11 protein-coding genes are annotated in these 24,485 nt (G+C 34.7%); 5 read left to right on the plus strand and 6 right to left on the minus strand.

Annotated elements, in window-relative coordinates; translation table 11 throughout:
• Positions 1 to 118 precede the first annotated feature (118 nt).
• Positions 119 to 787 (plus strand): DUF1828 domain-containing protein, encoded by a 669-nt coding sequence (locus OOK87_RS04715; RefSeq protein WP_264688226.1) that lies wholly within the window; start codon positions 119 to 121, stop codon positions 785 to 787.
• Positions 753 to 1,862, plus strand: coding sequence for a hypothetical protein (locus OOK87_RS04720; protein ID WP_264688227.1), 1,110 nt, complete (start codon positions 753 to 755; stop codon positions 1,860 to 1,862). The genes OOK87_RS04715 and OOK87_RS04720 overlap by 35 nt, the downstream gene beginning before the upstream one ends.
• 12 nt (positions 1,863 to 1,874) lie before the next feature.
• On the opposite strand, the gene OOK87_RS04725 is transcribed toward OOK87_RS04720, so the two are convergent.
• From OOK87_RS04725 to OOK87_RS04745, 5 genes are read right to left on the minus strand one after another with little or no spacing between them, the layout of a single operon-like run.
• On the minus strand, positions 1,875 to 3,896 hold the full coding sequence (locus OOK87_RS04725; protein WP_264688228.1) for an AAA family ATPase: 2,022 nt from the start codon (positions 3,894 to 3,896) through the stop codon (positions 1,875 to 1,877).
• Positions 3,897 to 3,919: 23 nt separating this feature from the next.
• Positions 3,920 to 5,152 carry an AAA family ATPase gene (locus OOK87_RS04730; RefSeq protein WP_264688229.1) on the minus strand — a complete coding sequence of 411 codons (1,233 nt, stop codon included), beginning with the start codon at positions 5,150 to 5,152 and terminating at the stop codon, positions 3,920 to 3,922.
• The gene (locus OOK87_RS04735; RefSeq protein WP_264688230.1) at positions 5,149 to 5,637 is read right to left on the minus strand and encodes a hypothetical protein; all 489 of its coding nucleotides are present in this window, start codon (positions 5,635 to 5,637) and stop codon (positions 5,149 to 5,151) included. The genes OOK87_RS04730 and OOK87_RS04735 overlap by 4 nt, the downstream gene beginning before the upstream one ends.
• 23 nt (positions 5,638 to 5,660) lie before the next feature.
• Positions 5,661 to 6,458 (minus strand): ATP-binding protein, encoded by a 798-nt coding sequence (locus tag OOK87_RS04740; protein WP_264688231.1) that lies wholly within the window; start codon positions 6,456 to 6,458, stop codon positions 5,661 to 5,663.
• Between the two features lie 51 nt (positions 6,459 to 6,509).
• Positions 6,510 to 7,001 carry a sigma-70 family RNA polymerase sigma factor gene (locus OOK87_RS04745; RefSeq protein WP_264688232.1) on the minus strand — a complete coding sequence of 164 codons (492 nt, stop codon included), beginning with the start codon at positions 6,999 to 7,001 and terminating at the stop codon, positions 6,510 to 6,512.
• 915 nt (positions 7,002 to 7,916) lie between these two features.
• On the opposite strand from OOK87_RS04745, the gene OOK87_RS04750 reads away from it, so the two are divergent.
• From OOK87_RS04750 to OOK87_RS04760, 3 genes are all read left to right on the plus strand, one after another.
• Positions 7,917 to 15,137 carry a SpvB/TcaC N-terminal domain-containing protein gene (locus OOK87_RS04750; protein WP_264688233.1) on the plus strand — a complete coding sequence of 2,407 codons (7,221 nt, stop codon included), beginning with the start codon at positions 7,917 to 7,919 and terminating at the stop codon, positions 15,135 to 15,137.
• A gap of 244 nt (positions 15,138 to 15,381) precedes the next feature.
• Positions 15,382 to 15,750: a hypothetical protein gene (locus tag OOK87_RS04755; protein ID WP_264688234.1), complete on the plus strand. Its 369-nt coding sequence runs from the start codon at positions 15,382 to 15,384 to the stop codon at positions 15,748 to 15,750.
• A 1-nt stretch (position 15,751) separates the two neighbouring features.
• A complete protein-coding gene (locus tag OOK87_RS04760; protein ID WP_264688235.1) occupies positions 15,752 to 18,004 on the plus strand; it encodes a Tc toxin subunit A in 2,253 nt (750 codons plus the stop codon).
• On the opposite strand, the gene OOK87_RS04765 is transcribed toward OOK87_RS04760, so the two are convergent.
• Positions 17,951 to 24,409 carry an ankyrin repeat domain-containing protein gene (locus OOK87_RS04765; RefSeq protein ID WP_264688236.1) on the minus strand — a complete coding sequence of 2,153 codons (6,459 nt, stop codon included), beginning with the start codon at positions 24,407 to 24,409 and terminating at the stop codon, positions 17,951 to 17,953. The two genes, OOK87_RS04760 and OOK87_RS04765, sit on opposite strands and share 54 nt — an antisense overlap.
• Positions 24,410 to 24,485: the final 76 nt, after the last annotated feature.

Here is a 24,485-nt window from a genome sequence, read left to right on the forward strand (position 1 = left end):
CATAAATTGTGAACTTCTAAAATCTGTCTATCACTTTGATAAAGTACAAAAGAGAGGTTTCGTATCATTTGCTCTACAGAAATCACCAAGACAAATAAACACTTCATTCAAGGAATTTATGTCACAAGAAGCTGTAGAGCAGATACTGAAGTTTGAAAACCAATTGCAGGGTTTTTTCCATCATCAAGATCGGATATATATGTTTGTACGTCGAGGAAGTGACATGGATTTACTGCTTAATTCAAACAAAGTTGTTCATGGCCATAAACCTGAGTGGATGATTTTAGATTTTTCGATTGATGGTACAAAGGTTAATCTCTGTGCTAAAAATACCAATAAAGCTGTGGAAATAGCAAATAGTATTGTAAGTGGGTATTTTGACTGCGAATGTACTTTTGTAAATATACAAGATAAGAACTTTCCACTACAAGTGCACAAATTCCTTCAAGCATGTATAGAGGGTTCTGATCCTAATATTTGTATATTTGAGTTAAATTTTAAGTCAGATTATTTTAAAAATAGTAATACATATCTTACTTTGAGTGTAAAGCCGTATGATCCTATTGCACTAGAGTTACATATTTTAAAGCCATCTATTGGCAACATACTACAATCTATTCAATCAGCTAAAGTAATGTTCCAAAACAAAAAGGTAACATTTTCTTTCAAATCAAGTGGGGAAATTTATTATTCAGAGCATCCGCTCAATAAAAAAGAAAGAGAGGAGCTAAAGAAACATATGGAACAATCTTATGGTCTTAAAATCCTTTCACGAGCAAATTGCTGATCTTTTAAGTTCAAATAGTTCTTGGGTTAATCCAAGTCAAAATCACATTCAAGCAGCAAGATACTTATTTGATCTTGGATTGATAAAAATGCAAGAAAGGTACTATATTGTTTGCTCTCGTGAAGAAGATCATCTTGATTGGCCAAATGTAATTGATTCAAGTTGTAGCAATGAGATTTTTATCGATTCAGACTTTGATGAAGCATGTGATGACGCTATTTGTGAAAACTGTTCTCGTCATATTCTGCCTAATACTTATCAAAAACAGAGATTTCATCTCTTATCCATATACTTAAATACAGAAAAGGTCATAGACTGGTTTGAAACAAAGTTGAATGATTCAAAACTTATGTGGGAAAAAGTAGAAAAAGGAGTTTATTATATTTGTAATCAAGGTCGTATTGTAAATCTAATAATCCTTGATTTTTGTACTGATGCGATATTTTTAACTATAGATAAACTTAGAGTTCACCCTACAGTTCTCATCACTCTAAAAAAAGATATACCAAATCTATTACTGAATCTATATGTAGTGCCAATGGTGAAACTGTTTTGTCAGCTTAAGACTGTAACTGAGATATTCCGAGAGGCAGCTAAAAGAGGAGTAGCAAAGGTAGTAGAAAATACTTCTTTGCAAGTTTTACCAGCTTCATATATTTCGCTTAAACGTGTTGAACCAATTATACCAACAAAGCTTTTGGAGTTACAGGTAGTTAAAGGTATGGTATATGTTAATAGTATTGAAGTTATAAATAAAAAAGCTGCATCATGTCTTAATATTTTTCGAATATTATTTAGGCAATTTTTACATGACTGTGAGAAAGAATTACCACCTGAAAAACATACACTTCTCAATATTAATCAGTTAGAAAAACTCTTGGGACTTAGTTTAGAAGCAGATTTAGAACAACAAATCAGAAAGCCATTAAATAAGATGCAAAGAACAATCAAAGCTACACTTGCTGAGAAATTAGGATTAAGTATTGAACGTGATGATGTAATACAAACACTTGGTTGGCAAAGATTATCACATGGTTATCGAATTAACCCTTTTACTTTGACTATAAAAAAATAGAGTTTTTTGTTATCAAAAATAGTTTTTTTCAGCTCCATGAATAAATTTTCCCACCCCACGTGCAAATGGTCCTGTTTTTACATCAAGCCATTTATCTTCTTTTGAACCATTAGCCATTCCTTTAACTATTTGCTTTGCTTGTAAAAGCTCTTGCACTATACGCTCTAGTCTATCCCTTCCCATACTATGAAAAACTTCAGGCAATTTATGTCGTTGTTTATGTATTCCTGCACTTCCTGTATGAGTAAATGGATGTCCTGAAATAGCAGCTCGCGCAATTGAATCAATAAGATATATTTTAAGATCTTTATCGCTAATATTTTGAGCTTTTAATTGTTCAGTAATGTCTTCCAATAGCCCTGTTTCTTCATTTCTCAGATAAGTACGTACAGTACGATCAGCCAGGCCATTTGCCTTAACAACAGCTCCATAAAATAAGGCATTTTGTCTTGGGATTTTTCCAATTGATCTAAAAATCATTGGTTTAGTCATATCTTCAACAGGCCAAAAAGCAAAAGAACACCTGACTCCATTTACGAGAGCAGAAGTACCTCGAATAGCATCTCGTGCTTGCTCTACTGTTGATATAGGCTTTTCTCCCTTCAGCTTTCTCATATGATGTGCAGTAATTATTGAAGCTCCAGTGCTACATGCTAAATCAGATAATAAACACATGAGATAATCCCCTACTGCTGGGTCAGCATTTAAATCTGCATGAATGAAAGAAGCAAGGGGATCAAATATAATGAGCTTTAAATCCTTTATTCTGCTCAGCTGCTTCATTACCAACTCAAATTCTGGAGATATTTCTACAACTTTACCGCGAACATTCTTAAGTATGGTAAATGATCCTCCTATATTTGGCAATGGTACAATAAATAGCCTATCTTTATATTTTAATCTCTCGCATTTTGGATCAAGTCGTTCTAAGCGACGATGTATTTCATTTGTATCATCCTCTGCGGAAAATACCACCACAGACCCATGTTCAGTAACAGGTGGGCCAAATCCACACACCTGGTCTATGCTACTTGCAACCTTGAGGGCTAGGTCAAGAAGAAGCATACCTTTGCCTGTATCTCCCATTGCAGCCAAAATGGAGGTTACACCCAAAGGAAATAATCCTTCAACCAAGAATCTTTGCTTTGGTACTGGACCTACAAAACGCTCTACACTCCAGATGAAAATATCAAGTGGTGGTTTAATAATTATTTTTCTTGAGTTTTTTTCAATAAATTCCGAAACATTTATTCCCTCTAACAGACAATCAGCAGCATCCCAACTCCTTGGTTTATTCGGTGGAATCTTAAGCGTAGCAAGTGATGCAACACCAAGTTCTAAAAGCTTCTTTTCAGCGTTTTTGGCATATTTATTACCTGCTTCATCATTGTCCGGCCAAATGATAATATGTTTACCTTTTAGCGGAGTCCAATCTGTTCTATCAATAGGCGCATTTGCTCCAAACATCGCAGTTGTAGCTGTAATTCCTTTCTCTATAAGTGCTTCTGCGCATTTTTCTCCTTCTACAAGAACAACTTTATCGGACCTTAAAATACCCGGAACGTTGTAGAGTGGCCTTATCTCTGGCTCTTTGAATCTTTGTTTTTTAACATCAAATGGTTTAAACTGTTTTTTCTCTAAAGGAGGATCATAACGATAGACTATTACAATCAATTGGTTATTTTCATCGTAGTAATTCCAACTACAAGTCAGATATTGTTCTAGATTTCTGATATTGTTTTGTTTCTTAAGACCAAGCCATTCACTTATTGAAGCCATTACTTCAGGAAATTCTATTTTGGCATTCTTCCCATGTACCGTTGCCCAAAGGTCAATAATGTCACCGCCTTCTCCTGTTGCAAAATCTTTCCATAATCCAGCTCTTTCGCCTGTTAATTCTATTACAGTACTTTTGCCTTTGTTACCCTGTACATCACCTACATAAAACTTATCACCACGAAATGTCCCTCTTGGTAGTAGATGAAAAAGACAAGATCTGATATTTTGCAAAAGCTGAGTCTTTAGCTCTACCATAGTATCCGTTTTTTGCGGACAAGTTAAGCCGTAGCTATAATTTTAGAATTCTGCCAACGCCCATTTACCCTGCTAATGAATTTTGCTGGTATTGATTTACCGTTTCTTAGTTCATATACTACTTGCAAGACATTTGCACGTTTACTTGGTTGAAACATTACAATACCAGATGTATAAAAGCTTCTTAAAGCATTAGCACCAATTAAAGCTTGAAAAGGGCTTTTTGCGAGTGTAGCTGTCGATACTTTTCTGGTGTGACGTGTAATAATGATTCCAGCCATAGGATTAATTATAGAACGTAGTTTTTCTACTCTGCTTTGCAGGCCAGAAAATATATTTTCATAGTCAAGGGAATCCAAAACGATAAGGTCTATCATTTTGATATCAAACTTTTCTTTTATAATATCTTTTATTTTCTCTATACCTTCATCATTTAAAGTTAATCTCATCTTTGTAGTAACAATCAAGTTTTCTTCTGCTAGATTTGGCAGCCTTTGATTAGTTATGATTTGTTGTATGCGTTCCCTGATATAATTGTACTCCATCTCATTTTGCAGATAGACTATTTTTAGCGGTCTTGCTGACTTCATCTTAAGAAACGACACTCCTGCTGCAAGATGTGCAAGCAAAGAGAGAAGAAAATAACTTTTGCCAACCTTTGGCGTACCACCAATGACTAAAAGACCACCTGGAGTGAGAATTCGTGGAGCTATTATATCTTCTGGTATTGGTGATTGATCACTTAAGTACTGCTTTACAGAAAATATTTTTTCTTCTCTTTTCCCCCCTTTTTTTTCTCCACTCTTTGATTTTTTATTGAGCCACTTTCTAGCAGAATATATATCACCCTTAATTAAAATCCAAAGATCAATAATATCACCACCAGTTCCTTCAGTAAAATTACGCCAATCACCAGCTTCCTTACCTACTATTTTAACTGTAATTGTATTTCCATTTAAGTCTCCAATATAAGTTTTTTCTCGGTAAAACTCACCATTTGGAAGTAGGTAAGAAACACACTCCTTGATATTATCAATCAATAACATCTTTAACTCTTTTTGCTTTTTAGACATAAAATTCCCATACATATTTTTCATACGTGTAAAGTTGAGATTAGCTAGCTCACAAACAGTTTCAAAAGATTTTGAATTCAGCCAATTAATTGCTTCTTCTCTTAGCTTTGGGTTTTTTCCTACTGCGTCCTGAATACCTCTAGTAACGACAGCAGACCAAAGCTTTTCCTCGTCGTACTTCAAAATGGTACTCTGTCAATTTCATAATTTTTGCGGTATTCTGGAGTAACTACTGAGGCAATTTTGTTCTTCTCTCCATATTCATCAGTTATAACACCTACCTTTACTGTAAACTTCAACCCATTTAATTCTGCAATTGAATTTAGCTTACGAGCAAGGATTGCACTTTCTGAGTTATCATGTGGATGAATGTCACGTGCTGATTCCAAGATACTGCGAAGCATAGAGCGACCCATTTCTCCCCAAGTATCTTCTGCTTTATTACTTTTAATACCAATTATTTGGTAAATCTTGTGCTTTTCATATAGACCTTCAATAACGGTAAATTCTGTATTTAAATAAATGCTACCGGTAGTAGGGCTTTTAGTAAACCAATGCTCATAACCTCCAGGCTTGATTGTCATTTTTACCTTTACTATTGTACCTTTAGGTATTAGTCTACTTTGCGGTTTTACAGTGTTAAAATCAGTTAATAGGTTTTGTAACATATATCACTCTCCATGTTTAAATTTTAAAACTTGCTTTTAATCTTTGTAAGCAGCTTACCTAAGTGTGGTTCTTCAACCATACTCAGACGTCCACTACGATCCTTAGCTGGGTATCTCCAGGGATTTAAAGTGTGGCAAACAAAAGAGCGCTTCTCCGTTCCATCATCTTTCTTGATTCCAACCATACTGATTACTTCGTCAACTATCCCAGGAATTTCACTAGCAGTTTTAGTCCCTTCACATTGAGGTAGCCAGTTTGGACGGTTAAAATCATCTAAGTACTGACTTAAAGTGCCAACTATGATGATGTCTTTGTCTCTGATATGCTGAAATTGGTTGAGCCAGGCCATCATTTCTTGCGCAAGTAATCCATAGGCAGCTCTCATGTCCTGTTTTCCCGATCTCTCAGAAAAAGCTTCAGGTTGCATTTTTGCCCATAAAAGACATAAACGTGAAGCAACGGTTATGCTATCTACAAAAATGCATCGGTATTTAGAAAACTCAGAGAAAAGATCTTTATACTTACTAGATACATGTTCATAGTGTCTTTGGCTATATGCTTGATCAGATTTCAGCGCAGGATTAGGCCCCCCTATAAGACAAGCAATATCTCTAGCTTCATTCCAAGTGCGAAGACTAATTGAATCTCCTTGCCAATCTTGAACAGCAAGAAGCCCTGCTTCAAAATCAAGGCAAAGTGTTGGTTCATCTACGGTCTTTAGGAGACTTGTTTTACCAATACCATAAGGACCAAAGATGACCATTTTTACAGTTGATATTGTTTGCAATCTTTCATTATTATTCAAAATTTTAAGAACCATTATTTATCCATGCTACGATGTATATATATACAAGAAAGGCAAAAATTTTGTTCAATTTTTCTTTTTGCCTTCGTAGTAAATAGGAAAAAGTTTGGCACGTATCTTCTTGATAATATTGTTTAAAGTGGTTCTTGAAACGTTGTTCATTTTGGCAACTTCATGTAAGTTGAAAAATTTAAGTTGCTCACATATATTTTGCCATTCCTTTGGTAAAACCGAGATCATATAGTCTACATCAATGCGTTTTGTTATTTCACCCTCAAGTAGCTCTGTTACATCAATACTAATGTAATTGTTGATATCACGTTTTGCACATCGCTGTTTCTTTAGCAAGTTAATAGCTTTGTTTTCAGTTAATCTTGCTACAAAGGTGTTAAAGCTACTTTTATCTTCATCATACTGATCAAGGCATGGCCAAATTTCACAGAAGAGTTCTTGCTCAAGATCTTCGTGAGCTTCATTAATAAAGCACTTAGCAAGTTTCAGTCTATAAGCTTGATATTTTACATTTTTAATAACTATATGGTAGTTTTGTAATTTCATAACTTTCCTTAAAAACAAATTGATGCTTTTAAGGATGAGAGTTATTAATGCTGTTATGTAGGACAGGAGCAAAAATAAATAATACTGATGCGATTTTTAATCTATTGATATTCTGTTATTTTTTTTTTGAGAATAATACTGATGCAATTTAAAATAATACAGTTCAGGTTTTTGGAACCTATTTTGAATGGATTTCAAAGAATGGGTAGCTCAAGCTTCCTAAAGTTATATTAAAAATATATAAGAATTCCATATTTTGAAATTCAATATCACCTAAAGAGCTAAAAATTTAGATTTCGCTATTAAAAGAATAGCTTAAATTTTTAAGAGGAAAATAGTTGAAAAGTATGCTCTCTATAACCTTAAGTTCCGTTCCTAATTACTGGCTTCCTAAATCAGGAATTAGGAATCAGGAATCTAGAACTAGCCTGTATGGCGGGGTTTCACCATGCATTCCTAAAATCGTTCCTAGGAACGGCATATCTGAAGTCCGCCAATATGGAGGATTCTAGCTTCCTGAAACCCTTATATATAATATATATATATATATAATATATATATATAATACATATATAAAAATATACACATATATAAAAACATATAAAATATCAGATTAGAATAATAAAAGAACCTCTGAAAGTAGAAAAATCATGTTGGGGATAAATAAGGTTTTCAAATTCGAGAAAAATTTTTCAAAAATTGAAGATTTTTTGGACGAAAATTTTCTAAATCTTGTATATATATGTACTCGGCAATTGAAAGCTCACTGGATCTTGGTAAACAAACTGGCTGTAAAAGAGTTTTCATGTTAGTTTTTAGTTGTTAAATTTCGAAAATTAAAGATTTTTTGGACGTAATTTTTTCAAATCTTGTATATATATAACATAAAAGTGCGTTTTCACGCAATCAAATCAAATGGAACATAACAAAGATACTTTACAAAAGTCTACTATTGAGGCCAAAAAGCTTGAACTGCCAAAAGGTGGTGGAGCGATAAAAGGAATAAGCGAAGCTTTTCAGGCGAATTCATTCACTGGTACTCTATCCTTTTCAGTACCAGTTCCACTGCCAACATGCCGTAATTTTTCGCCTTCTTTAAGCGTTGATTACAGCTCTGGTAGTGGTAACGGAGTATTTGGTATAGGATTTAATGTTTCAATAGCAAGTATTATCAGAAAAACATCCAAAAAAATTCCAACTTATGATGATGAAGATATTTTCGTACTTACAGGAGCAGATGACTTGGTTGCGATTAATCAAACAAGTAATAGCGAATATGATATTACTTGTTATCAGCCACGTGTTGAAGGGTTATTTGCTAAAATAGAACGTTTGGTAAGTAAAAGTGATAACACTATTCATTGGCAAGTTACCAGTAAAGATGGCAGCATTGCTATTTATGGTAAAAATAAACAAGCACAAATTTATGATCCAAAGAGTAATACTCACATAGCAGAATGGTTACTTGAGGAATCAAGAGATGTATATGGAAATAAAATATTTTATTATTATCGCTCAAGTACAGCTAATTTAGAGAAACAAGGTGGTGGTAAAGTAATAGATCGCATTGCTTATGGTTATAATGAAGAATTAGAGCACAACCATTTTGAAGTTCTGTTTGATTATGATGAAAACGATTTTACCAGCCCGATAGATAAAAAGTACAGTAAGCAAAGAGAAGCTATTCTCCGTCAAGATCCGTTTACCTCACACACTACAGGATTTGCAGTTAGAACTGAACTCTTATGTCGAGCGATAAGGATTTATCATCGATTTGACGAGCTGGGTAAAGAGCCAAAGCTAGTAAATGGAACGTACTTTGATTACGACGAGAGACCAACGATTACATACTTAAGAGCTGTAAAACAAGTTGGCTATTATGAAAGAGGAGAAAAAAGATTTACTAAGACTACGCCAATTCTAGTTTTTTCTCATAACAGCGATGATTCTACCTACATTTCAACAGTTTCATCGGTAACACTCAAAGATGGTAACAAGCCATCTAAACAGCTTTTGCAGATTTTAAAAGAACAAGATTTTGTCTTTTCAGAACAAAATGCAGAAATCTCTGAAGAAAACTCAAATTGGAAAATCACAGACAGTGAAAAAACTCTTATCATAAAAGAAAAAGGAAATTTTTTAGACCTTCACAATTCAAATAATAGAAACTCTTTTAAACCGGTAAAAATTCAAGGGTTTGCTGGGTACCTAAATGACCGAAGATTTCAATCGGTAGATCTATATCAAGAAGGTATTGAAGGAATATTATATAACGATGGCAACACAATCCTTTATTTCAGACCAAATGGTGATGGAGAGTTTGCTCAAGCTAAACTACTGGAGCGTTTTCCATCGCTGCTTCGTAAAACTACTTATTCACTGACGAGCTTAGAAGGTAACGGTGAGTTACAGCTTTATGTGAATGAAAGTGGTTTTCAGGGTTACCATGATTTTGATGGTAATAGTAAATGGAGTGAATTTAAGCCTCTTGAATCGCAAGTAGTCAATCTAAGTAGTGAAATTCAAGAGATGATAGACGTCACCGGAGATGGAAGAACTGATGTTGTAGTATTTGAAGGAGAAAGCGTCAGAGTATATCCATCTGCTGGTAAAAAAGGATACAAAAAAGCTATTTACAGTAAAGCGCCAAAAGATCTACCAAATCAACGTGCCAGTTCAGAGAGTACTTTAGTACGCTTTGCTGACATGTTTGGTGATGGTAAAAGCCATCTAGTTAAAATAGAAAACGGTAAAGTAGAATGTTGGCCAAATCTTGGCTATGGTAAATTCGGCGAAAAAGTTACATTTAAGAATGCTCCATATTTTAGAAATGGATTAAATACAAAAAGACTTTACTTTGCTGATATTGATGGCTCTGGTACTACAGATTTAGTTTATGCTAACCACAACAGCTTAGATATCTACTATAACAACAGTGGTAATTCATTTAGTAGACCAGTGAATTTAAAGCTACCAGTTGATTATAATCATATTGGTCGAATTGAGTTTGCTGACATTCTAGGGAATGGAACTAACTGTTTGCTTATTAGTTACCTTGATCAAAGTTTAAAGTTACAGCATTTATATTATGATTTTTACAATGGAGTAAAACCGCACTTACTGAAGCAAATAGATAATAACATGGGTAATCTTACTCGTCTTCATTATGCAGCTTCTACTAAGTTTTACTTGCAAGATAGAAAAGAAAATCGTCCGTGGGTAACAAGTCTGCCGTTTCCAGTACAAGTAGTTGAAAAAATAGAAACCATAGACAATATAGTAGGAAGTAAACTTACCAATAAGTATCGTTATCATCATGGATTTTATGATTACACTGAAAAAGAATTTCGCGGATTTGGTTTTGTAGAAACTTGGGATACTGAAGATTTTGCTACAATTGATCAAAAAGAACATTATGTAGCACCGATTTACACCAAAACCTGGTATCACACTGGAGCTTATAAGAAAGCAGGAGATTTAGTTGAGGGCTACAGAAAAGAATTTTACCAAGGAGATACTGAAGCTCTAAAGATAACGCCACAAATATTTGATGAAAATATCACCTCAATAGAGGATAAAAGACAGGCTTACCGCGCCATTCAAGGGCAAATGCTAAGACAAGAAGTGTATGGTTTAGATGGGGATGAAAATCCTGATCTTTATCAGCATCCATATTCGGTAACAGAGTCCAGTGCTTGTGTAAAATTGCTTAGTACAAACAGCTCTCATAAAGTATTCAAATACGGAATTTTCTTTGTGAATTTACAAGAAACTATCAATTACCATTATGAAAGAAATTGTTGTGATCCACGTATTCAGCACGACTTTGTTTTAGAAGTTGATGAGTATGGTAATGTCATTAAATCAGCAAGTATTACTTACCCTCGTAGAATAGAGCCAAATAATTATTCAGAGCAGCAAAAATTACATGCCACTTTAGAACGTAATTTTTACGTTAATAATACTAAAGAATTTTACTTACTTGGAGCTCTCTATAAATCACAAGCTTTTGAGATTGGTGGCCTAAGAGTTGCAGTTAGTGGTTATACTAATATTAATGACTTAAGGACTCACGTAACACAGTCCTTGCAAAATACGATAAAATTTGAAGAGAACTTAAATTATACGAGTCCACAAGTAAGGCTCTTAAGTGAAAGTCACAATTACTATTGGAATGAAGAACAAAATTCTACTTTACCGCTTGGCTCGGTAACGCAGCAAGCGCTTCTTCACCACACCGAAGCTATGGCATTTTCAGATAGCCAAGTAAAAGAAGTATTTGCCGGAAAAATCACCTCTGATCAAATGCTTGAGGATCTTGGCTACAAAAAAACTTCTGACTTTTGGTTGGTGCCAAGTCCTACTCAGTACTATTGTGGTAGTGATAAATACTATTTACCTGAAAAAGTAATTGATGTTTTCGGTGGTGAAACTGCAGTTGTTTATGATCAGTATAATTTACTGCCAATAAAAACGATAGTAAAAGCAACTGAAAGCTCAAATTATGAAACTACTGTAGAATATGATTATCAACGTTTAACGGCAGTAAAACTAACTGATCACAATGATAATGTTTCAGAAGTTATATTAAATCCACTTGGGGTGGTAGTTGCCACATCTCTTTATGGCAGTGAAAAAGGGGAAAAGAAAGGTGATAAACCACTACTCGAATATCAAGTCAGAAAAAATCCAAATTTTGAAGATGTTTTAGGCTTGGCAGATAGAGCAAATGGTCCTGAGTACTACTTACAGAATGCAACCAGCTTCTTTTATTATGACTTAGATGCTTGGAGAAAAAATGGCCAACCTGTGCATGTGATTAATTTGCAGAGAGAAACTCATGTTTCAGAAGGAAGTTTTACAAGAATAAGGCAAATTGTAACTCACATTGATGGCTTTGGTAGAAACCTCGAGACTAGAATGCTAACTGATTCTGAGAGTGAAAAGTGGCTAGCATCAGGGAGAGTTGTATATAACAATAAAGGCACGGAGGTGAAAAAGTATGAACCTTTTTATAGTAATTCACCTTTTTATGACCTCGAAGAGAGTGTGCGTAATCAAGGAGTATCTGACACTCTTTATTATGATCCTCTGCTAAGGAATGTTCGCATTGATACGGCAAAAGGGTTTTTCAGCAAAGTAGAATTTTATTCATGGAGTACTAAAAATTTTGATCTTAACGATACGGTAAAAGATTCAGAGTATTACAGAGAATTTACCGAAAAATGGAATACAGCAGAAAAGGCAGCTTTAAAGGATGAAAAAGATGCACTCAGCAAAGCAGAAAAACATTATAACACGCCAACAATAGAGCATCTAGACAGTTTAGGAAGAAAGTTTCTGCAGATAGAGACCTTAAGTAAGGATGGACAAAGCAATGTAGAGTTAAAATCTCATGTTAAACTTGATATTCAAGGAAATGAGCTAAAAAGTGTTGATGCAAGATTTTATGAGCAAAATCAGGGTAAGGAAGAAACTGAAAAAATAAAGAATTTTATCCACGTTTACTCGATGGCAGGGCTTTTAAAAAGCACCAGTATTGATGCCGGAGAAACTTGGAATTTAGCAAATGTTGCAGGAAGTGCAGTATATAATTGGGATGGCAAAGGATCACTTACTTATACAGAATATGATAAATTGCAACGGCCAGTAAGAGTAAAAGTTACTGATAAGGATCTAGATTTAAATAGCAATATCGTTGAAAGATTCTTTTATTCTGAAGACATTCAAGATAAAGCTACCAATCGCTATGGAACGCTGATTGCTCATTATGACCAAGCAGGACTTACAAGAGTCGAAGAAAATGATTTTAAAGGTCAGACATTAAAAAGTAGTTTTCTTTTAAGAAAAAACTATAAGCAAGAAGCAGATTGGAAAAGCGTTGAAAGTATTGTTACAGTGCATGCAGATCTTGAGCTGGAAGTGTTTAATTTCGTCGCTAAGTATAATGCCTTAGGTGAAATAATTGAAAAAACAGATTCGCAAAATAATGCTCATATTCCAATTTATGATATAGCTGGAAGAGTAAAACAAATTAACCTTAAGAAGCAAGGAGAAAACATAAAAACCTATGTTTCTGATATCAGTTACAATCCTAAAGGTCAACGTACATCTATTACCTATGGCAATGGTGTTGTTACCAGCTATAGCTATGACCCTAAAACTTTTCGGCTCACTAAGCTAGAAAGTCAAAAGGAACAAAAGAAATTACAAAATATCAACTATACGTATGATCCAATAGGAAGCATTACTACAATGGATGATGAGTCTTATAAGACAATCTTTCCAAAAAACAAAAGTATAGATACTAAGTCCGATTATCATTATGATTCGCTTTATCGACTAATTGAGGCAACAGGAAAGGAACATCCGGCGCTAAGTGGAAAGGAAGAAATTATTACACCGATTCCGCATTTAAATAACCAAAATGCGATTAGCAATTACACGGAATATTATGACTTTGATTATGGAAGTAACATTACAAAAATTAGGCATAATGGAAAAAATAGTTCCACTAAAGAATTTTACATATCAGGTAATTCCAATAGAAGTTTGCCGATAATAGATAGTAGACCTGTGAGTGAAAATGATATAGATAAAAATTATGATGAAAGAGGTAATTTACTAAAGCTGAGTGGCTCACAAGATCTGCATTGGAATTACCGAGATAACATCGCCTATGTTGATATTATAACTAGACCAAGTGGAAAAAATGATAGTGAATATTATGTTTATGATAGTGGTGGACAAAGAGTTAGAAAAGTTACTGAAACATATCAGAATAATGAAACAAACTCTACTCGAGTGGAAAAAATTTACTTTGGCGATATTGAGGTTACGAGAACTTATCAAGAGAGTGGTTTAATTAAAGAAAAATACACTCTTCATGTTGCAGATGATAAGAGTAGAGTAGCACTGCATCATTATTGGACTAAAGGCACTTCAAATGAAATCAGAGAAAGTCAAGACCGTTATCAGCTGAGTAATCATTTAGATTCAGTGGCTTTGGAATTAAATGATAATGCTGAAATTATAACCTACGAGGAATATCTGCCATTTGGTGGCACAGCGCTAATTGCAGGCAAAACAGCTCGTGAAGTAACGGAAAAAGAATATAGGTATTCGGGGAAAGAGAGAGATGATTCAACGGGTCTATACTATTACGGTGCACGTTACTATGCACCATGGCTTCTCAGGTGGATTAATCCTGATCCTGCTGGGGCTGTGGATGGGCTAAATCTTTATCAGTTTGTTAAGGGGAATCCCATTAATAGTGTTGATATTGGAGGAATGGTAGAGGAAGAGTTAAGTTCCAAAAAGAGACCACATGTTCAGACATTACAGAAAGAAGGTAAAGATGAGATAGAAAGCGCTGTGGAAGGCCTCTTATTAGACGATACGCATGAGCAAAAAAAAATTAAGCTTGCTGATAACGATCAGTCAGAAGAGCGGGCAAAAAAATATGTAATACTTATTTCTGCAGGAGACCTCTCGGAAGCTTTAGCACGAATAAAACAGAGTGGAGAAGAAGGTGGTAAGCTTCTAGCTAAAAGAATGGTAGTTACCACTTATTTTAGTGATGCTGAGTCAAAGAAACAGTACTCAGATTACGATAGAAATAAAAGTGAACTTCTGGAAAAAGATGTTACTATAATAAATGATATGAATATATCTGAGAATAGTAATTCCATAAAAGAGTTAGAACCTTATCTAACTGAAGGCAGTCAATTACACTTTCACATGCCTAGAGTACCTAGAGCAACATCAGGATACTCAACTCAACAATTAATTAAGGATTTTTTGAAAATACCGTCAAGCCTTGATATTAAGGATACACAAAACCTAGAGCTTTCCCTAACAGTTCCTCACCCTAAGATGTATCAGGCAAAAATATTCAAAGGATTGTATGGCCTATACAAAAAATCGCCGAAAGATAATTTCTATAAAGTTTCAGAAGGAATAGAGGATCTTGAGACTGTATTAAGTGACTCGGAATCGGATAATGAACAAGATCTTTCTTCTAAGTTTGATTATAAACACAAACAATCGACGTCAGATGATACCGCAGACGTAGCCAAAAATAAGAAAATGTTCATATTTTGGTGGAGAAAAGCAAGTAGACTAAATTGGTCATGACACGCTCAATTCAAGATCAAGTTATAGAATATGCCTTAATCCATAGTAATATTAGTAAATTAAAGAAAGATACTAAAAAATCATTATTAAACATAAAGTAATTAGAAAATTATAGAAGACCAAAAATGATAGAGTTAAACAGTAGCTTTTGTCTTCAGCTGAAAAAGAAGGAGTCTCCTTTTTCTGGCTAGACAATAGAGTTCTTAATTAAGAGCATGTAATCAGCAATTATACGGAGAAAATCATGATCAACAAAAACACACCCAACAGTTCTCGAATTCTCTTAGAGAAGATGGGAATAGAAAGCGTTGAAGAAGCTGAAAAATTACTCAGTTTTAAAAATGAAAATGATGAGTATTTATATGACTCAGCATTTAAAATTACAGATTTATGTGAGGATATCTTTATTGAAAAAGTAAAAGACACAATCACAGAGCAAGAAGCGAAGGATATTTATCAGAAAGCGCTAAATAGGAGAGAATTCGTCTCCCGTTATATAGAAAACGCCAGAGAAATGACCGAACCACATTATAGAGCACTACGCGTTTGTAATATCGACCATGATACTGCAGAGAAGTGCGATGCAATTATACACAGTTTACAAGGGGAATAATATGACAACAGATAGCAACGTAGTTGAAACTATATTTAAGACTAAAGAAAGTTATAACGAATGTGACCATTGCCAGTCAGTTTTAAGTCCAGCAGCTTATTTTGTTAAGTTGGTTGAAACTATTGAAAAGTATATTCCAGGGCATAAACTTAAAGAACGTCGTCATGACTTATTTGAGCTTCCACTAGATTGTAATAGCACTAACAAAACAAAGTTATACCTGGAGATTGCTAATGAAATAATGGAGAATAATCTGAATAAGAAACTAGGTGGCAATGCTCTAGAAAAATTAGCTAAAGCTAAGTATCCATTTAATCTACCAGCAAATTTTCCTTTAGTTAGCATATGTGCTTATCTTGAAAAGCAGGGTATAAATTTAGCTGATGTATATAAGGTACTGGAACCAAAAGCTGATAGTATAGCAGAATCTTTAGGCCTTTCTCCAGAAGAGTACGAACTTATTACTACTCCAAATCATGACATAAGCGAAGTTTATGGTATAAGTAAAAGTGAGCTTAAAAACGTTGAGAAGTTCATTGCTCAAACTAATATAGACTCTGATAAATTAAAGCAGCTAATTGACTGCTATAACAGAATTGATCCTACCAATAAGCTAAGTATCAATTCTGGTACTATAGATAACATTGATCAGGCATTAGGCTTTTTACACCGCTTTATTCGCCTTGCAAATAAACTTAATTGGTCATTTGCTGAACTGTGTAATGTATTACTTGCAATTGATAAGAATGAAATTGGTGCAAATTCTTTAAAGGAAATAAGTAGAATCAAAAGTTTGCAGGCAAAGTTGAAAAAGCCTGTTAGCGAGATATGTAAATTATATACTAATGCTTCTATATCAATAGAAAAAAGTAAAAATGAAGAAGACGCAAATAATGCAGCAGAGTCTCTATTCTTTTTACAAGGAGTGAAAGAATCAGACTTAAAGAAAATTTATGGTATAGAGGAACCTTCTGAACCATTTAAAGAAGAAAATTTTGATGAATTCATTGTAAGAACTGGAGCAAAACGTCAGAAAGTGGAATGGCTGCTCAGTCAATCTATTACTCATGTCAAAAAAACTAAGAAGCAAGAAAAAATTAGTGTTAAAGAGCAAAAGTTTCTACACAACTTTACTCAGCTTGCTGGGCAACTAAAATTGTTGTTTGGTAAGTTAAACACTCTAATTGCAGAGTTACCAAGTGAATTTAAGCTTAAGGATTTAGTTACAAACACAAATAATAGTACTATACTAAAGAAAATTTGGAATATTAGTGATAACGAACTCACTTCTTTAGTTAACTATAACGATAAAATTTCTAACAAGATTGGAAGATCATTAATCTCGGAAGTACATAAGCAAATTCTGCTAGCAAGGTTGATGAATATATCAACAGTAGAAATAGTACAAATTTTACTGCAGCTAAACATCACTGATCTAAATCTAGATAATATAAAGCGTATTTTTGAATTAAATGATTGGCTAAATAACAACTCTATTACCATTGAGCAGTTAAACACATTGATCAACTCTTCTGCATTTTCTCACCAGCATGTAAAGGAGATAAATGAGATAGAGGAAGAAATAGAAAAGAATCAAGAATTAGAAATCAGAAAAAGGCTAGACTCGTTAGTGAGTCACGCTGAGCTTACTGGCGAGTGGAAAATACAAATAGAAAAAATACTGGAAGAATCAGAAATCAAAAAATTAAAAAACAGAGAGAAATTAGATGCGTTGATGAATAATTCTACACTTTCTGTGGATTGTAAAACGAAAATAAAAGGTATATTGGAAGAATTAAAAAGCAAAGAAAAATTAGATTCGCTAATTAATGACTCTACGCTTTCTGAGGAATATAAAATAAAAGAAATAATAGAAGAAACGGGGAACAAAAAATTAACAAGCAAGGAAAGGTTGGATGCATTAATGAATGGTTCTATACTTTCTGAAAAATGCAAAACAAGAATAAGTGAGGTAATAGAAGAACGAGAGAATCTTCATAATGAAGTATGTAAACATTTCAATGTAAGCTCTGACGTATTAGCCGCAGCTCATCAATTTACAGAAAAGCAGCCAACAAATTTGCAGTTATTAAGACTTGAGTCTCCAAATAAAAATATTGTTCATGATGTAGGTATAATTGGCAACAAGGCTGTTTTTCTTGGAAAAAGTGAAGTACAAAGCAAAAATTCTGTAGAGTCTTCAATGCGTGAGCCACGAAAAAACGTAGCAGTAGCAACAGTTGGCACACAGTAATTCAGTAATTTCTCCATTCTCTTTTTCCTTAGCAAGTTGTAATGGTGTTTTACCGTCTGAATCCCTCGCGTTGATGTCTGCTCTCTTTTCTATTAGTAACTTTACAAGTTCAAAATAACCTTCCTCTGCAGCATAATGTAATGGCGTTTTATTATTTTTGTCTGGCTCACTAGCACTCACTCCATGTTCGAGTAAGAACTCAGCAACATTTTTGTACCCATTTTTGGTAGCAACATGTAACGGGCTTTCACCACTAATGCTTTTTATGTTTAGGCTCGCTCCTTTACTTTGTAAAAACCTTATCATCGATAAGTCGCCATTTTCTGCTGCAATATGCAACATTCCCCATCCCCATTTATTAGTCACATCAACATCAGCTCCACTAGTAAGATATTCACTAATCTGGTCACGATCTCCCTGCTTAACGGCATTAAATAATGCCTTATCTTGTAACAATTTAATAATCTCATGGTCAGTTGCAAGTTGCAATGGCGTGTTCTCTTCAGAATCTTGAATATTGATATCTGCACCTTTCTCTATCAAAAATTCTACAGCTGCTGAATGGCTTTTCTCAGCTGCTTGATGCAAAGCTGTTTTTCCACTTGCACCTTTGTCATCGATACTCAACCCTTCTCTGTTTCTCCTTAGGAAAAACTCCATCACATTTGTATGACCATATTGAGCAGCAACATGCAATGGCTTATTTCTGTTAGTATCCTTAAGGTTGATATCCGCGTCTTCTCCTACCAAAAATTCTACTACTGCCAAGCGTCCATGTCTAGCAGCATAATGTAATGGTGCCCAATTATTTCTACCACGACTGTCAACACCCTCACTTTTCTCTTTCCCTACTATCAAAAACGCTACTACGTCTTCGTATCCATTCCTAGCAGCATAATGCAAAGGCTTTGCATTATAAGACTTAGCATCAACATTTGCTCCTTGCGCCTTTAGAAGCCTAACGATTTCAATGTAACCTTTGCTAGCGGCATCATGCAGCAATGTCCAGTCATTTTCGTCTTTGTAGTTAGGGTCTGCTCCTTCAGCAAGATACTGTTCAACTTTACTTAACTCTCCTTGTTTCACAGCATTAAATAATGCTTTATTACGCAATAATCTTGCTGCTTCCTGATGGTTTTTACCGCTTGCTAGTTGCAAAGGTGTTTTGTTATCAGTACTTTTAGCATCAATATCTGCTCCTTTTTCTATTAAAAATTTTACAACTTCTGGATACCCTTTGTCAGCAGCGTAGTGTAGCATAGTCCAATCATTATTACCTTTATCGTTAATGCTTAGCTCATCCCCGTGCCACCTAAGGAAAAATTCTATAATACTTCTATGCCCGTTATCTGCAGCAATATGTAAAGGCTTATTTCCGTTAGAATCTTGAGCATTAATATTTGCCCTCTTTGTTATCAGAAGTTCTACAATTGCCAAACCACCTCTGCTTGCAGCATAGTGAAGCGGTGTCCATCCATTTCTATTTGCATCATTAACACTAAGGCTAGCTCTTTCCTCTTTCAGAAAGAATTCTACCACGTTTCTACGACCGTAATCAGCAGCAATATGCAAAGGCTTGTCGCCATTTTGATCTCTAGTATTAATGTTTGCCCCTCTTGATATTAGAGCCTGAGCAACTCTTAGATGTCCTCTACTTGCAGCTTCATGTAATACTGTCCATCCATTCTTATCTGAATAATTAACGTTAGCTCCATTATCAAGGTATCTTTCTACATCATTTAAATTTCCCTGCTTTACAGCATGTAATAATGTTTTATTTTGTAATAATCTTTTAATTGGCCCTTCATTAGCTAGTTGCAGAGGTGTTAGATTATCATAGTCAATTGCATTAATATCTGCACCATTCTCTATGAGAAACTCTGCAACTTCAGGGTGGTTGTACTTGGCAGCATAATGAAGCGGTGTCCAATTATTTTTGCCCCTATCATTAATGTTAGCATCTGCCTCATTCACACCATTTTTTCTACTGAGAAAATATCTTACAACATCTAAAGAGCCTTTCTCGGCAGCAATATGCAAAGGTTTATCTCCATCTCTACTTTTAGCATTAATATTCGCTCCCTTCTCTTCCACTAAAGACCTGATCAATGGCAAATTATTTCTCACAGAAGCAGCGTGTAAAAGCCCCCATCCCCATCTGTTAGTAGAGTTTACATTAGCTCCATCTCTGAAAGAGTCTTGTACTCTCACTAAATTTCCTTCTTTCACAGCATCAAAAAGTGCTTTATTTAACAATAACTCCTTGACTCTTTCATCCTGGGCAAGTTGTAGAGGTGTTTTGCCACCAGAGTTTTCTGCATTGATATTTGCACCTCTTGTTATCAAAAGCTCCACAACTTCCGACCTGCCCTGCTCAGCGGCATAATGGAGTGGTGTCCAGCTATCTTTGCCTAAATCGTTAACACTGAGCTTTTTATCAAGAAAAAACTTTACTATATCCGTATGTCCATTCTTTCCAGCAAGATGCAGAGGTTTATCCCCATCAGCATCTTTAAGATTAATATCTGCACCTTTTTCTTCTACTAAATATCGAACAACTTCAAAGTGATTACTCTCAGCAGCATAGTGTAGTGGTGTTTTATTATCTTTACCTTTATCATTAACTTTACCATTAAGTAGAAGCTTCACAATGTTTATGTGGCCATATTGTGAAGCAATATGCAAAGGTTTGTCCCCATCAGAATTTTCAGCATCAGTGCTTGCTCCTCTTTCTACTAGAAGCGAAGCTATTAGCAAATGACCTTTTTCAGCTGCACGATGCAACAGTGTCCAATCATTACCGCTCAGAGAGTTAGGATCAGCTCCATTATCAAGATATCTTTGAACTTGAGCATACTCTCCTTGTTCTACAGCATCAAATAATGCCTCATTTTGTAATGATCTGACAATTTCCTGATTACCAGTTATAAGCTCTAAAGGTGCTTTACCTTGGGCATTCTGGATAGTAATATCTGCACCTTCTTTGATAAGAAAATTTACAGTTTGTGAATAGTTGTTTGCACTAGCATAATGAAGTGGTGTCCAATCGTCTTTGCCTCTATCATTAACATCCATGCTTCGTTCATTAATAAAGAACCTTACAATTGGCTGATGGCCATTCTTAACAGCAATATGTAAAGGCTTATCGTTTTCGATATTTTCAGCATTAATGTCTGCTTGATTGTCTATTAAAAATGTTACAACTCCTAAATTTCCACCTTTAGATGCGTGATGTAGAGGAGTCCACTTATTTACATCAGCTGCATTTACATTAGCTCCATGCTCAATTAAAGGTTCAACTATATTTAAATAGCCATGCCGCGCAGCATGGTGAAGCGAAGTTCCGTTACTTTGATCCCTATAGTCAACCTCAACTCTTGTGCCGTTAACTTCCTTATTAAGATAATTTGTCACATCCAACGCCTTATTTTGTTTTACAGCACCAGACAACCCTTCATTTAGTAAGAATTGAATTACTTCAGGCTCGCTTGCCAGATCTACTGGTAACTTTCCTTGAGAATTATGAGCATTAATATTCGCTCCTTTCTTTATAAGAAACTTTACAATCTCAATATGACCTTCTTTAGAAGCATGATGTAAAGCCGTCCAATTATTTCTATCTTTGCTATCAATAGTAGCTTCTTTTTCTTCAATCAAGTACTGTACAACATTTAGACTATTGCTTGCAGCAGCATAATGCAGAGTCGTCCACTTGTTTTCCCCTTGTTCATTAACACTTAATCCTTGTTGATCGATAAAAAATTCTACAATATCTTTGTGCCCATTTTTTGCAGCAATGTGCAAAGGTTTTTCTCTATTATCTGTTCTTGCATTTACATTTGCTTTTTTTTCTACCAGAAATTCTGCTGCTTTTGTATAACCGTTGCGAGCAGCATAATGGAGTGGTGTCCAGTTATTTAGATCTGAATAGTCAATATCAATCTCATTTGTAAAAAAACCTTTAATCCTATTAATATCATCACCCAGGTTATCTCCTTTTACAGCATTGAATAGCTCTCTACTCCGCAATAACTTTGCCACTTCCCTGTGACTATCTCCTTTTTCAACAGCAAGTTGCAATGGCGTTTCTCCACTTAAACCCGTAGCACCAATATTTGCTCCTTTTTCTATAAGAAATTTTACTACCGGTAATCGATTTTCATAAACGGCATAGTGAAGCGGTGTCCAGTTATTTTTTCCTACTTCATCAATATTTGCTTGCTTACTCAGAAAAAGCTCTACCACGTCACCTTTGCCATAAGTAGCAGCAAGATGTAAAGGTGTATTTCCGTCAGAATCTTTAGCGTTAACAACATTTGGATCTTTATTGATAAGTTCTGTTGCTAGCGTTTTATACCCTAAGCTAGCAGCGTAATGTAACGGCTGCCATCCATTTTTCTCGTATGAATAATTAAGATTTTGAATATATTTTCTGACCTTTGATACATCATTTTTCCTTATAGCATCAATCAACGCCTTGCCCTGCAACATTGCTTTAACTTCTTGCCGATTACTTTCACCTTGGGAAAGCTGTTGAGCAAGCTCAAGTGGAGTTACACTATCAGAATTTTCAGCATAAATATCTGCTTCTTTTTTTATCAAAAACTTTACTAAATCGCTGCTACCTTTGTTAACAGCATGATGTAGCGGTGTCCAATTATCCTTTCCTTGATCATTAATATCTAGTCCCTTCTCATCAATGAAGAATTTTACAATTTTTGTATGTGCATGGCTGGACGCAATATGTAAGGGTTTATCTCCATCATTAGTTGTAGCATTGGCATTTGCTCCTCTTTCCACTAGTAGCCTCACCAGCTCTTGAGCTTCTGTTTTTTTATTAGCAGCATAGTGTAACGGGGTCCATCCGTTATTATCTTCACGATTAATTTCAGCTCCTTCCTCAAGGCATTTTTTGATCTTGTTAATATTTCCTTCTTCTATTGAATTAAGCAATGCTTTACTCAATAATAACTGTGTTGTTGCCTGATGGTCTTTTTCTTTAGCTAATTGTAACGGTGTTTTGTTACCGGAATTTATAGCGTCAATATTTGCTCCCTTTTCAAGAAGAAGCTCTACAATATTTTTATGACCTTGATCAGCAGCAATATGTAAAGGCGTATTTCTCTCATGGTCTTTATCATTAATAACGCTTAAATCCTCTGCTATGAGCACTTCTGCTGAAGCTTTATAACCTAAACTTGCAGCATAGTGTAATGGAGTCCACTTATTACTTTCATACAGATAGCTAACTTTAGCTTTCCTCTGAATAAGATTTTCAACTTCTGTAATATCATTCTGCTTTACGGCATCAATTAATGCCTTACCTAGCAGTATTTCTTTCACTTTTTCATAGTTCTTGTCTTTAATGAGGTCAAATGGAATTTCATTGCCATAATTTTTAGCATTGATATTTGCTTCCTTTTTCTCTACCAAGTACCTAACGACATCAACGCGATTACTTTCAGCAGCATAATGTAGGGGTGTCCAATTATCCTTTCCTGGGTCATTAACACTTAATCTTTTTTCATCCAGAAAGAACTTTACGATATTTTCATGTCCATTCCTTGCAGCAATGTATAAAGGCTTATTATTATCAGAATTTCTAGAATTAATATCTGCATTTTTATCTACTAAAAACCTTACAAATTCCAAATCATCTACTGTTCTATTAGAAGCATAATGTAAGGCTGTCCAACCATTCTGATCTTTATAATCAATTTCTCCTTTTTCAAGACATTCCTGAACTTTTTTACTACTTCCTTCCTTTGCAGCATCAAGCAATGCTTTATTTTGTCGTAACTTTTCCTTTTCTGATTCTTTACTTTTTAAAAAGTCCGTAATAGTTTGATATCCTTTTCCCTCAGCAAGCTGTAATGATATTTTACCATCAGGATTTTTTTTGCTAATATCTGCTCCATTTTCTACGAGAAATACCACAACTGAGTACTTACCTTCTTCAGAAGCGTAATGCAATGGTGTCCAAGCACCATTAGCTAGAGCATCAATCGTTGCGTTCTTTCCTACTAAAAACTTTACCATCTCAAGTTCACCTTTTTTAGCGGCATAGTGAAGTGGCGTCACGTAATCTTTTCCTGGATCATTAACATCCATTTTTTTCTCATTAATAAAAAACTCTACGATTTTTGTATGTCCATTATCTGCAGCAATATGTATAGGCTTCTGCTGAGCATTGGTTTTACCATCAATAAGGTTTATATCTGTTAAGTTTGCTAAAAATTCTGTAGCGTTTAAGTTGCCATACTGAGCAGCATAGTGTAGCAAATTCCACCCATCTACGTCAGAATGCCCAGCAATAGTCACATTATCGTTTATAAGTTCTACAACTTTTCTGTTATTATTATTTCTTATAGCTTGTTTTATATTTTCAAACTGCTCTGATAGCATCTAACCCTCTCTAAAATTGACAAAATCCTCACCAAAAAGCTCTTTGCATTAATAGGTTATGTATAAACATTTTACA

Origin of the sequence: Wolbachia endosymbiont (group A) of Sympetrum striolatum, assembly GCF_947250715.1 — a bacterium.
Classification (GTDB): Bacteria; Pseudomonadota; Alphaproteobacteria; order Rickettsiales; family Anaplasmataceae; genus Wolbachia.